Origin of the sequence: Leclercia sp. GLN_9, from assembly GCF_043105735.1 — a bacterium.
GTDB lineage: Bacteria > Pseudomonadota > Gammaproteobacteria > Enterobacterales > Enterobacteriaceae > Enterobacter > Enterobacter adecarboxylatus.
Window position 1 is genome coordinate 1 of sequence record NZ_JBICLV010000024.1, and the last position, 12,901, is coordinate 12,901.

The following is a 12,901-nucleotide window of genomic DNA, read 5'->3' on the forward strand; positions in this document are numbered from 1 at the left end:
GAACGATAATGGAGAGTATCCACAGCAGGAGAACAGAGCGCTCTCCTGCAGTGTCAGCAAATTCAGCCCGGCTGCTGTGCCGGTTCCAGGTGTGCATTTCGTCCGGCAGCCATTCCTGTGCAGGCACCAGCGACCGCGATTGCTGCGGTCATCAGTAATGGCAATGTCCAGCCTCCGGACAACTCCTGTACTTTGCCCAGCAACAGCGGACCCATCGCCGCCATCAGATAACCGACGCTCTGCGCCATGCCTGACAGCGCGGCGGCGTCACCGGCATTTTTGGTACGTAGCCCGATGAAGGTCAGGCCCAGCATCATACTGGCACCCGAGCCGAAGCCGAGAAGAGCAGCCCACAGCATCGCCAGATTTGGCAGGTATAGGATGCCGATAAAGGACGCAGCGGTTAACAGGCTGACGCCGGCAGCGGCTGCTTTCTGATCGTTGAGGCGACGCAGCGTGGCCGCCAGAATCAGGCCGGGAATAGCTGTGGTCAGCTGAAGAATGCCGTGTACTTCACCGGCCTGGGCTGAGGAGAGTCCACTGTCCGTTAGAATGGCGGGTAGCCAGCCGACAGCAACATAAAACGGCATCGCATTCAGGCCCATAAACAAGGTGACCTGCCATGCCAGAGGCGAGCGCCAGACCGCGACGGTCGCCGCTTTTTTCTCACCCTCTCCTGGCAACTGATGCTTCATCTTTAACTGGGGCAACCATAAAAGCAACGCAAGCAGCGGTGCAATAACCAGCATGGCTAACGCGATGTTCCAGCCCCAGCTCTGCGTCAGAGGAATGACAATGGCTGAACCAATAGCACCAGCCGCGCTCATGGTGATGGAATATGCCCCCGTCACGGAAGCCACGTTGCCAGAAAAGTCACGTTTGATAAGGCCAGGCAGCAGGACATTGCCGAGGGCAATCCCGATACCTATCAATATGGTTCCGCCATAAAGCGCCCAGACACTGCCTGCGGAGCGAAGCAGGATGCCCGCTGAAATCACGGCCAAGGCACCAAAAAGGGTGCGTTCAAGACCGTACTTGTGTGAGATGGATGCGCTCAGCGGTGAAAAGGCGGCAAAGGCCAGCAAAGGCAGCGAGTTAAGCAACCCAACGGCAGTAATACTTAGCCCAAAATCATGGCGAATAGACTCTAAAACGGGTGCGATAGCGGTAAAAGGAACACGCAGGTTGATAGCTATAAAAAGGATGCCGGTCACAAGTATGATTGAAGACCACTTGTTCGTAGTGTGGGACATAAATTTTGCTTTTTCTGGTAAAAAGAAAGACTTTAAAGGACGCATGAGTTACAGAATATAGATAATCTGACAACATATAACTAAATCATGCCAGTTAATAAAAAACCGGTGACCTCACCGGATGAGTTTAATGCCGATGCTTTCAGTCAGGCTGCTATCGCGCTGCATGTATCATCGTCAGGCGAGTATGCAGGTCAGAGTCCGCACTCTCACCGTAAGGGACAACTTATTATCTCTTTGCGCGGTGCAGTGAGCTGTGAGGTTGAGGATGCGCTGTGGCTTGTTCCACCGGGACATGCTGTCTGGGTTCCGGGTAAAATTCCCCACAGTTGCCGGGTCACGAAGAATGCAGATACCTGCTTTTTGTTCATCGAACCCGGCGCGGCAGCGATGCCGGAAATCTGCTGTACCCTGGCGATGACTTCTCTGGTCCGCGAGCTTGTTCTGTATCTGGCAGAGCAGGGACAGGCTTATTCTCCTGACAGTAAAACTGCCAGGCTCGCAGCGGTGCTGCTGGAGCATATTCCGGATGTGCCGGTTGAAGCGCTCCATCTTCCCGTATCCGATCATCCTAAAATCCGGAATATGGCGGAGGCACTTTTTAATGAGCCTGATGATCGGCGAACGTTAAAGCAGTGGGCTGCACATCTGGTCACCAGCGAACGATCGCTGGCCAGGCTGATAAAAGAGGCGACAGGAATGAGCTTTGGTCGCTGGCGTCAGCAACTGCATTTGATGATTGCCCTGAGCCATCTGGCTGAAGGTCAGTCCGTGCAGCGTGTAGCCGGAACGCTGGGATATGATTCGGTCAGCGCGTTTATTACGATGTTCAGAAAAGCGCTGGGTAAATCACCGACGCAATATTTTTCGTCTCTAAACTAATGCAAAACAACACAAACCGAATTTTTATAAAGAACGTCAACGTCCGCTGTTCGCTCATTGCTGCCTGTCATTCCTGCTTAAAAAACAGGCTTAACGTAGGATATTTTCCGTTTTCCAAGCGGCCCCCAGATAGCATCACGCTCAATCCGAGGCGGGAAAAACAAGACGCATAGATTAATCAGGACCGATAACTTTGTTGACGATCCTAAGAAGACCATGAGTTTTTTTAAATTATAGTTACAACATACATAAGAATAGAGTTACATCCCTTGCAACCTGAAATACCCTCACAAATATGAATCAGAGAGCCCATCTCAACCAATAATCGAATTCCGTGCACAGCGGCAACAACTGAGCCCAGACTAACCCTGAATAGCGCCGCCGCCCCGGGCGAAGCCCGGGAGTAGTGTCGCTTTTAATGATGGATGTTGTAACTAGGTTATGAGCCGCTGTAAATAGTGCACCGGTAAGTATAGGAATACACGCTCGTAAGCGCCTCAATCGGCGCTAACTCGGAGATACGCCCCGGCAGCGGCTTCGCCTTGTCGGGACCACTCCGGCCGCGTAATTCAGCGTCTGAATAGCTTTAAGTGGATTAACGCTTTATAGGGCAAGGGTGGGGACAGGTGATCCCTTCTGCTCCTTTACCGGCTTCACCGGGCTACGGTGCCACCGAACGGAATAAATCCAGTTTAGGCTAGCGGCCGCGCCTCTATGCCGGTTCAAGGTATCTAAACCTCGACAGGTTTGATGGCGCCTTCAGAAGAACTCATTAGCAGGGGAAATATCGCGACTCATTGGTTTACCGATAATTCTAAAAAAAACCGAATTCATCGAATTCACTAATCTGAATTCATCCGCCAGTTCATCCGGGAACGGCTCTGGCAAGCAGTGCCCGCAGTCATACATGACCGACCTGATAACGTCTGGCCTTCTTCGCTCAGTAACGTTTTGTGTCCAGGACGTCAGTCTTCACAGCTGTCAAATCAACGCTATTTCATAAGGCGGCTCACGTTTTTATGTCATGAGCCGCGCTTTTCCGGCTGGAACGTTCCACCCACTCGGTCACTGTGATTTAATATGCTAAACCGGTTTAATTAAGTTTAGCTTTGGAGGGTTTTAGCATGAATGCAAAAGTTTGGGTTCTGGGCGACGCGGTGGTGGACCTGCTGCCGGAGAGCGAAGGGCGCCTGCTGCAGTGCCCTGGAGGCGCGCCGGCTAACGTGGCGGTAGGGGTTGCCCGCCTTGGCGGCAACAGCGGATTTATCGGCCGCGTCGGCGGTGACCCGTTTGGCCGCTACATGCGTCATACCCTGCAACAGGAGCAGGTCGACGTCAGCCATATGTATCTCGACGATCAGCACCGCACGTCCACTGTGGTCGTCGACCTTGACGACCAGGGGGAACGCACCTTTACCTTTATGGTACGCCCCAGCGCGGACCTGTTCCTGGTTGAAGAAGACCTGCCACAGTTTGCCGCCGGACAGTGGTTGCACGTCTGCTCCATCGCGCTCAGCGCCGAGCCCAGCCGTAGCACTACCTTCGCGGCGATGGAGAGCATCAGGTCTGCCGGCGGTCGGGTCAGCTTTGACCCTAATATTCGTCCCGATCTCTGGCAGGATCAGGCTTTGCTGCTAGCCTGCCTCGATCGCGCTTTGCACATGGCCAACGTGGTAAAGCTATCGGAAGAGGAGCTGGTCTTCATCAGCAGCAGTAATGATTTAGCATACGGAATCGCCAGCGTAACGGAGCGCTATCAGCCAGAATTGCTACTGGTGACCCGGGGCAAAGCGGGGGTGCTTGCCGCGTTTCAGCAGAAGTTTACCCATTTCAACGCCCGGCCTGTGGCCAGCGTGGACACCACCGGCGCGGGAGACGCATTTGTCGCCGGACTGCTCGCCAGCCTTGCGGCTAACGGGATGCCAACGGACATGACCGCACTGGAACCGACACTCACGCTTGCACAGACCTGCGGCGCCCTGGCCACCACAGCCAAAGGTGCGATGACCGCCTTGCCCTATCAGCGCGATCTCAACCGTCAGTTTTAATCCTTAAAGCCGCTTTGCGCGGCTCACTTTGTTGCATGCATCACATTTATTAAACCGGTTTAGCATATTTGTTTTAAGAAAAACAAAGGTCGGGCTTAACATAGCGCCTAAACCGGTTTAGCAAAAATTATAATTTTCCATTTTTACTTTTGGGATGCCAACAGCATGTACAGAAAAAGCACACTTGCGATGCTTATCGCTTTGCTAACCAGCGCTGCCTCAGCCCATGCGCAAACGGATATAAGCACCATTGAAGCCCGACTCAACGCGCTGGAAAAACGCCTGCAGGAGGCAGAAAACAGGGCGCAAACGGCGGAAAACCGCGCCGGGGCGGCGGAGAAAAAAGTTCAGCAACTCACCGCGCAGCAGCAAAAAAACCAGAACTCGACTCAGGAAGTGGCTCAGCGTACCGCCAGACTTGAGAAAAAAGCCGATGACAAAAGCGGATTTGAGTTTCACGGTTACGCCCGCTCCGGCGTGATAATGAATGATTCCGGCGCCAGCACCAAATCCGGAGCCTACATAACGCCGGCAGGTGAAACCGGCGGAGCTATCGGCCGTCTGGGAAACCAGGCCGATACCTATGTTGAAATGAATCTTGAACATAAGCAGACCCTGGATAATGGGGCCACGACCCGCTTTAAGGTGATGGTCGCCGACGGGCAAACCTCTTATAACGACTGGACTGCAAGCACCAGCGATCTGAACGTTCGTCAGGCCTTTGTCGAATTGGGTAACCTGCCGACGTTCGCTGGGCCATTTAAGGGCTCCACCCTGTGGGCCGGGAAACGTTTCGACCGCGACAATTTCGATATTCACTGGATTGACTCTGATGTCGTGTTCCTCGCCGGTACCGGTGGTGGTATCTATGACGTGAAGTGGAACGACGGCCTGCGGAGTAATTTCTCCCTGTACGGGCGTAACTTCGGCGACATTGATGATTCCAGCAACAGCGTGCAGAACTATATCCTCACCATGAATCACTTCGCAGGTCCGCTGCAGATGATGGTCAGCGGTCTGCGGGCGAAGGATAACGACGAGCGTAAAGATAGCAACGGCAATCTGGTAAAAGGCGATGCGGCAAACACCGGCGTGCATGCGCTGCTCGGCCTGCATAACGACAGTTTCTACGGCCTGCGCGACGGTAGCAGTAAAACCGCTCTGCTTTATGGTCATGGTCTGGGCGCAGAGGTTAAAGGTATCGGATCTGATGGCGCACTTCGTCCGGGAGCCGACACATGGCGCATTGCCAGTTACGGCACCACGCCGCTCAGCGAAAACTGGTCTGTTGCCCCGGCAATGCTGGCGCAACGCAGTAAAGACCGCTATGCCGATGGCGACAGCTATCAGTGGGCAACATTCAACCTGCGTCTGATTCAGGCAATCAATCAGAATTTCGCTCTCGCCTACGAAGGCAGCTACCAGTACATGGATCTTAAACCCGAAGGTTATAACGATCGTCAGGCGGTGAACGGTAGCTTCTACAAGCTCACCTTCGCCCCGACATTTAAGGTCGGCAGTATCGGTGATTTCTTCAGTCGCCCGGAGATTCGTTTCTATACCTCCTGGATGGACTGGAGCAAAAAACTGAATAATTACGCCAGCGATGACGCCCTGGGCAGTGACGGTTTTAACTCGGGCGGCGAATGGTCTTTCGGTGTGCAGATGGAAACCTGGTTCTGACGGCTTACGCCTGATGACAGGAATAGCCGGGGGTCAGAGCATCTTTGTCACCCCGGGCTCAGCTAAGACGCAGAAAAAGCGCTCCCGTGAACGCGGGACGACAACATAAAAATGTTTAAGCCTTAAGAGGGTACTATGGATTTTGAACAGATTTCCTGCTCGCTGCTTCCGCTTCTTGGAGGCAAAGAAAATATCGCCAGCGCCGCGCACTGCGCCACGCGCCTGCGCCTGGTGCTGGTCGATGATTCGCTGGCCGACCAGCAGGCCATCGGCAAAGTTGAAGGGGTGAAGGGCTGTTTTCGTAATGCCGGACAGATGCAGATTATTTTCGGCACCGGGGTGGTAAATAAGGTCTACGCTGCCTTTACTCAGGCGGCGGGTATTAGCGAATCCAGCAAATCGGAAGCCGCCGACATCGCGGCAAAAAAGCTCAATCCGTTCCAGCGCATCGCCCGCCTGCTATCAAACATCTTCGTGCCGATAATCCCTGCCATCGTCGCCTCTGGTCTGCTGATGGGCCTGCTGGGAATGGTCAAAACATACGGCTGGGTTGACCCGGGCAACGCCATCTACATCATGCTGGATATGTGCAGCTCGGCGGCATTTATCATTCTGCCGATTCTGATTGGCTTTACCGCCGCCCGCGAATTCGGCGGTAATCCTTATCTCGGCGCGACGCTTGGCGGCATTCTGACTCATCCAGCGCTGACTAACGCCTGGGGCGTGGCCGCGGGTTTCCACACCATGAACTTTTTCGGCTTCGAAATTGCCATGATCGGCTATCAGGGTACGGTGTTCCCGGTACTGCTGGCAGTATGGTTTATGAGCATCGTTGAGAAGCAGTTGCGTCGCGCAATCCCCGATGCCCTGGATTTGATCCTGACGCCGTTCCTGACGGTGATTATATCCGGTTTTATAGCCCTGTTGATTATCGGCCCGGCCGGTCGCGCACTGGGCGACGGTATCTCGTTTGTCCTCAGCACCCTGATTAGCCACGCCGGCTGGCTCGCCGGGTTACTGTTTGGCGGTCTCTATTCAGTTATCGTCATTACCGGTATTCATCACAGCTTCCATGCGGTTGAAGCCGGGTTGCTGGGCAATCCCTCCATCGGCGTCAACTTCCTGCTGCCGATTTGGGCGATGGCCAACGTCGCTCAGGGCGGAGCCTGTCTGGCGGTGTGGTTCAAAACCAAAGATGCAAAAATTAAAGCCATTACTCTGCCCTCGGCGTTTTCCGCCATGCTGGGCATCACCGAGGCGGCGATTTTTGGTATTAACCTGCGCTTTGTGAAGCCATTTATTGCGGCGCTGATTGGTGGTGCGGCGGGCGGCGCATGGGTGGTATCTGTACACGTCTACATGACCGCGGTCGGCCTGACAGCGATCCCCGGCATGGCCATCGTGCAGGCCAGTTCGCTGTTGAACTACATTATCGGGATGGTTATCGCCTTTGGCGTCGCCTTTACGGTCTCCCTGGTTTTGAAATACAAAACGGACGCTGAATAATGTCTCTTCCATCACGACTGCCTGCGATTTTGCAGGCCGTAATACAGGGCCAGCCACGTGCGCTGGCCGATAGCCACTATCCGCGCTGGCACCTTGCGCCGGTCACCGGGCTGATGAACGACCCCAACGGCTTTGTCGAATTTGCCGGACGCTATCACTTGTTTTATCAGTGGAACCCGCTCGCCTGCGATCATACGTTTAAGTGCTGGGCGCACTGGAGCTCCCCCGATCTGCTGCACTGGCAGCATGAGCCCATTGCGCTGATGCCGGACGAAGAGTATGACCGTAACGGCTGCTACTCCGGCAGCGCGGTGGATAACAACGGTACGCTTACCCTGTGCTATACCGGCAACGTGAAGTTTGCCGACGGAGGGCGAACCGCCTGGCAATGCCTGGCAAGGGAAAGCGCCGACGGCACCTTCCGCAAAATCGGCCCGGTCCTGCCGCTGCCGGAGGGCTACACCGGCCACGTGCGCGACCCAAAAGTCTGGCGACACGAAGACCTGTGGTACATGGTGCTGGGTGCGCAGGATCGGCAAAAGCGCGGCAAGGTGCTGCTGTTCAGCTCTGCGGATCTCCATCAGTGGACGAGTATGAGTGAAATCGCCGGCCACGGCATCAATGGCCTCGACGACGTCGGCTATATGTGGGAGTGTCCGGATCTTTTTCCTCTCGGCGACCAGCATATTCTAATCTGCTGTCCGCAGGGGATTGCCCGCGAGGAAAAGTGTTACCTGAACACCTACCCGGCAGTATGGATGGCGGGCGAGTTTGATTACGCTAGTGGCGCTTTCAGCCATGGCGAACTGCACGAACTGGACGCCGGCTTTGAGTTCTACGCCCCGCAAACCATGCTTACCAGTGATGGCCGTCGTCTGCTGGTCGGCTGGATGGGCGTGCCGGAGGGCGAAGAGATGCTTCAGCCGACCCTCATCAACGGCTGGATCCATCAGATGACCTGCCTGCGTGAGCTGGAGTTTATCAACGGTCAGCTCTATCAGCGTCCGCTACGGGAACTGAGCGCCCTGCGCGGTGAAGCGAACGGCTGGTCGGGGAACGCCCTGCCGCTGGCACCGATGGAAATCGATTTGCAAACCCGCGGGGACGATATGTTGAGCCTCGATTTTGGCGGCGTATTAACCCTTGAGTGCGATGCCAGCGGACTCCGCCTGGCCCGACGCAGTCTCGCCAGCGACGAGATGCATTATCGTTACTGGCGCGGAAACGTCCGCTCGCTGCGTGTTTTCATCGACCAGTCGAGCGTGGAGATTTTCATAAACGGCGGTGAAGGGGTGATGAGCAGCCGCTACTTCCCGGCCTGCTCCGGTCAGCTAACATTCTCCGGCATCACGCCGGACGCATTCTGCTACTGGCCGCTGCGAACTTGCATGGTAGAATAAGCGTTTTGCTTCAGGCTCATGGCGTCGTAATGAAAACCAAACGCGTAACCATTAAAGATATAGCCGAACAGGCTGGCGTCTCCAAAGCGACCGCCAGCTTGGTACTGAATGGTCGTGGCAAGGAGCTGCGCGTGGCGCAGGAAACGCGTGAGCGCGTACTGTCGATTGCCCGTAAGCATCACTATCAGCCAAGCATTCATGCCCGCTCGCTGCGCAACAACCGCAGCCACACCATCGGGCTGGTGGTGCCGGAGATCACCAACCACGGCTTTGCGGTCTTTGCCCATGAGCTGGAGATGCTGTGCCGCGAGGCGGGCGTCCAGCTGTTGATCTCTTGTACTGATGAAAACCCCGGTCAGGAGAGCGTGGTGGTCAATAATATGATTGCCCGCCAGGTCGACGGGATGATCGTCGCTTCCTGTATGCACAACGATGCCGACTATCTCAAACTCAGCCAACAGCTGCCAGTGGTGCTGTTTGACCGGTGCCCCAATGAAAGCGCGCTGCCGCTGGTAATGACCGATTCGATTACCCCAACGGCGGAACTGATTTCCCGCATCGCGCCTCAGCATAGCGATGAGTTCTGGTTTTTAGGCGGTCAGGCGCGTCTGTCGCCCTCCCGCGATCGTCTGACCGGGTTCACGCAGGGTTTGGCTCAGGCGGGTATTGCCCTGCGCCCGGAATGGGTGATCAACGGCAATTACCATCCCAGCTCCGGCTATGAGATGTTTGCCGCACTCTGCGCGCGCCTTGGGCGGCCGCCTAAGGCGCTATTCACCGCCGCCTGCGGGCTGCTCGAAGGGGTTCTGCGCTATATGAGCCAGCACCATTTACTCGACTCCGATATTCATCTGACGAGCTTTGACGATCACTATCTTTATGATTCGCTGTCGCTGCGTATCGACACTGTCCAGCAGGATAATCGCCAGCTGGCCTGGCACTGCTACGATCTGATAAGCCAGCTGATCGAGGGCGATACGCCCGAAACGCTACAACGCTACCTGCCCGCAACGCTGCAGTTTCGGCATCAGTAATAACTGAGTATTTTTGAATAGCGACGCTGGATGCCGATTGGTCTGAACGGCCCGGCGATCGCCGGGCATACCATTGGCGCCGGCATCGTGCTGGTAACGACCATATTAGGGCGTTTGAGCAGTTGCCTGGCCTCACGCAGGGAGACTGGATTAACTGACCGCTGACAAAATGCCTGACAATGACAGTCCGTTTTGTGCCAGAAGCGAACATAACATATAACTAAATGAGTCAGTCCTCAGAAAACTGGTTTACGTTACAAAGTATTTAGCGCTTACCATTAAGCATACGGTTGCTGCCATTGCCTGACATGTTCGATTAGGGCGCGTAGTTTTGGCGCTATATTCCGGCGTTGAGGAAAGTACAGATAAAAGCCAGGAAAATGGGGAAGAAAATCATCAAGCATTGAAACAAGTTGACCATTTTCAATATACGGCCTGAATGTTTCCTCAGGGGCAAATGTTATACCTCCACCGGCAAGAGCCAGCCTCAGCATGAGACGCAGGTCATTAGTTGTTATTCGCGGTTCTACCGCCACGTCGAAAGCTCTCCCGTTCTCCTCAAATTCCCAGCGATAAGGAGCAACATCCGGGGAAGGACGCCAGCCGATACACTGATGATGTACAAGCTCACGCGGATGAAGAGGGGCGCTACAAGCAGTGAGATAGGATGGGGACGCAACCACCATTTCACGTTGCTTTTCTGTAAGCGGGACGGCAATCATATCCTTCTCGATCACATCTCCGAGCCTTACGCCAGCATCATAACCAGCGGCCACAATATCAAATTCCTCATCTATCACGACAATATCGATCGTCACGGCTGGATTAGCAGCCGCAAACGAGGCGATCAGCGGACCTGAAAGAAACTCTTCAGCTATGGAGGTCACCGCGATCCTCAGAAGTCCACGTGGCGTGCTGTCGGATGCAATATCTTCGAACGCAGCGTCAATGCTGGATAAAGATAATGACAGGGATGTACGCAGTCGTTCTCCCGCTTCAGTCAGGTTTACTGAACGTGTTGTCCGCATTACCAGCATTGTGCCGAAAGTATCCTCAAGCCGCCGTATTCCCTGACTAACCGCCGAGCGCGTAACCCCCAGCCGGGCTGCGGCTATGGTGAAATTACGCTCTTCAGCAACCGCGATAAAAACAGGTAAAAGATTGAGATCAATTTTCATTGTTTAATTCTGCTAATCACTGAGTCCAGTAAAAGCAGGATACTGGAACTAATCATAAAGGTCTATCATCTCTCTGAACTCAACTGAAGGAGCACATCATGGATAAAGTTATATTAATTACCGGCGCGTCAAGTGGCATTGGGGAAGGCATTGCCAGAGAGCTTGGAAAAGCAGGTGCGAGAGTGCTATTAGGGGCGCGCAGACTGGATCGTATCGAAGCCATTGCAGCAGAAATCCGCAGCGCCGGCGGTATGGCTGAAGCGCGTGAGCTGGATGTCACAAACAGACTGTCCATGGCTCATTTCGTGCAGTCAGCGCTTGATAACTGGGGGCGTGTTGACGTTCTGATTAACAATGCGGGCATCATGCCACTTTCACCGCTTGCGGCCGGCAAACAGGATGAATGGGAACGTACGATTGACGTTAACATCAAGGGCGTGCTGTGGGGAATTGGGGCTGTGCTTCCAGTGATGGAAGCTCAGGGTTCTGGCCAGATAATTAACCTTTGACGACGGTTTATCCGGTCTTCATGACCGTCCCCGCACACCCCGTCATTCCCCGAACCGTTCATCAGACGACATCGCTGACCTGTTGCGCATGGCCCATTCCCGTCACGAACGCTGGGGGCCCGCAAGATCAAACGCTGGCTGGAAGACCACCCGGCTTTCCCTATGCCTGATGCACTGCCCCGATGAACGGCGTGAGACCGTGCAGCAGCAGCTGGTCGGGGTGTTTGAACGCTACGGCCTGCCGGACCGGATGACCATGGACAACGGCGAACCCTGGGGCGACACCACCGGCACCTGGACGGCGCTCGAGCTGTGGCTGATGCGCCTGGGGATCCGGGTGAGCCACTCAAGGCCTTATCACCCGCAGACCCAGGGCAAGCTGGAGCGTTTTCACCACCGCCTGAAGGCAGAAGTCCTGCAGGGTAAGTGGTTCGCGGACAGCAGCGAGCTGCAGCGCGCCTTCGACCACTGGCGGACAGCCTATAACCTCGAACAGCCCCATGAGGGGCTGGATATGACGGTTCCGGCCTCGCGCTACCAGCCATCCGCGCGGTAGTACAACAGCCACACAACGCCATCGGAATACGACGGGGGTGTGATGGTCAGGAAGGTGGATATCAGCGGGAAGCTGAGCGTGAAGGGTGTCAGTCTGAGCGCAGGCAAGGCGTTCAGGGGCGAGCAGGTAGGGCTGAGGGAGACACAGGAGGACGGTTATTACGAAGTGTGGTGGTACAACACGAAAGTGTGGGTGATCGACCTGAAGAAAAAGTCGATCACCATGGGTAAAGGATGTTAAAAAGTGTTCACCATGTCCCCGGACCGTACACCGATGAGGATAAGGGGTAGGTGCTATGGCCTGGTTACAGTTTAAGCATAGCACCGGTTTCGAAGCGGGTATAAAAAAGCCTGTCCGGACGGATGGGCTCAAAACGCACTTCCCAGGTTCTGAAACAGGTGCCGGGTGCCTCCCGGTGGCTCGTTACCGGTTATACGAGCCGCAAGCATATTTACATACATCAACCGGATTGTCCCGCCGCACAGGGGGATCCACCACAGTTAAATCTAGTCAGGCTCAAAGCGAAACGCCAGTTCCCGTGTCTGTCAAAGAGGTGGCGACAGCGGACCCTGTAATACCTCAGCCTCACCGTCATCGCAGATATCGAAACCCCGCGTCAGATACCATATCCCCCTGACGATCCGCCCCGTTTGCAGGTCTTCCGTTTCGCCATCGGTGTAGTAAGCTACCTGAACCCTGCCGTTGTGCCGTATCCAGTAGAAACCTTCTTGCATAAGTCCTGCCTTATCTGAATGCTGATAGCCACATAACACATCCTTAATAATATAGGGTATTTTCTGATGAAAGCGGGGAGCAGGATCACACCGCGTGATACCGGCCGGAAGTTGCAAC

At 54.9% G+C, this 12,901-nt stretch carries 9 protein-coding genes and 2 pseudogenes; 8 read left to right on the forward strand and 3 right to left on the reverse strand.

Going from position 1 to position 12,901, the window contains the following annotated elements; translation table 11 throughout:
- Window positions 1-62: 62 nt before the first annotated feature.
- Window positions 63-1,253, reverse strand: coding sequence for an MFS transporter (locus tag ACF8PE_RS16505; protein WP_270736580.1), 1,191 nt, complete (start codon window positions 1,251-1,253; stop codon window positions 63-65).
- Window positions 1,254-1,340: 87 nt separating this feature from the next.
- On the opposite strand from ACF8PE_RS16505, the gene ACF8PE_RS16510 reads away from it, so the two are divergent.
- The 6 genes from ACF8PE_RS16510 to ACF8PE_RS16535 all read left to right on the forward strand — a co-directional run bounded on the left by ACF8PE_RS16510 (window position 1,341) and on the right by ACF8PE_RS16535 (window position 9,806).
- Window positions 1,341-2,135: a helix-turn-helix domain-containing protein gene (locus ACF8PE_RS16510; protein ID WP_004958543.1), complete on the forward strand. Its 795-nt coding sequence runs from the start codon at window positions 1,341-1,343 to the stop codon at window positions 2,133-2,135.
- Between the two features lie 1,124 nt (window positions 2,136-3,259).
- A complete protein-coding gene (locus ACF8PE_RS16515) occupies window positions 3,260-4,183 on the forward strand; it encodes an aminoimidazole riboside kinase (protein ID WP_000992321.1) in 924 nt (307 codons plus the stop codon).
- A 165-nt stretch (window positions 4,184-4,348) separates the two neighbouring features.
- Entirely contained in the window at window positions 4,349-5,866 is a 1,518-nt protein-coding gene (locus ACF8PE_RS16520) for a carbohydrate porin (RefSeq protein WP_001393599.1), read from the forward strand.
- A 135-nt stretch (window positions 5,867-6,001) separates the two neighbouring features.
- On the forward strand, window positions 6,002-7,372 hold the full coding sequence (locus tag ACF8PE_RS16525) for a sucrose-specific PTS transporter subunit IIBC (protein ID WP_000345203.1): 1,371 nt from the start codon (window positions 6,002-6,004) through the stop codon (window positions 7,370-7,372).
- Complete coding sequence (locus ACF8PE_RS16530) at window positions 7,372-8,772, forward strand: sucrose-6-phosphate hydrolase (protein WP_062779778.1); 1,401 nt, start codon at window positions 7,372-7,374, stop codon at window positions 8,770-8,772. Before ACF8PE_RS16525 ends, ACF8PE_RS16530 begins: the two co-directional genes overlap by 1 nt.
- A gap of 29 nt (window positions 8,773-8,801) precedes the next feature.
- Complete coding sequence (locus ACF8PE_RS16535) at window positions 8,802-9,806, forward strand: LacI family DNA-binding transcriptional regulator (protein WP_000851062.1); 1,005 nt, start codon at window positions 8,802-8,804, stop codon at window positions 9,804-9,806.
- 278 nt (window positions 9,807-10,084) lie between these two features.
- Here the strand turns inward: ACF8PE_RS16535 and ACF8PE_RS16540 are convergent, their stop codons facing one another.
- The gene (locus ACF8PE_RS16540; protein ID WP_062779780.1) at window positions 10,085-10,984 is read right to left on the reverse strand and encodes a LysR family transcriptional regulator; all 900 of its coding nucleotides are present in this window, start codon (window positions 10,982-10,984) and stop codon (window positions 10,085-10,087) included.
- 98 nt (window positions 10,985-11,082) lie between these two features.
- Between ACF8PE_RS16540 and ACF8PE_RS16545 the strand changes: the two are divergent.
- Both ACF8PE_RS16545 and ACF8PE_RS16550 read left to right on the forward strand, forming a co-directional pair.
- Window positions 11,083-11,490, forward strand: a pseudogene (locus ACF8PE_RS16545) (SDR family oxidoreductase); the annotation flags it as partial.
- 4 nt (window positions 11,491-11,494) lie between these two features.
- Window positions 11,495-12,289: pseudogene (locus ACF8PE_RS16550) on the forward strand (integrase core domain-containing protein); the annotation flags it as partial.
- Between the two features lie 305 nt (window positions 12,290-12,594).
- Here the strand turns inward: ACF8PE_RS16550 and ACF8PE_RS16555 are convergent.
- A complete protein-coding gene (locus ACF8PE_RS16555; RefSeq protein WP_103181190.1) occupies window positions 12,595-12,783 on the reverse strand; it encodes a hypothetical protein in 189 nt (62 codons plus the stop codon).
- Window positions 12,784-12,901 lie beyond the last annotated feature (118 nt).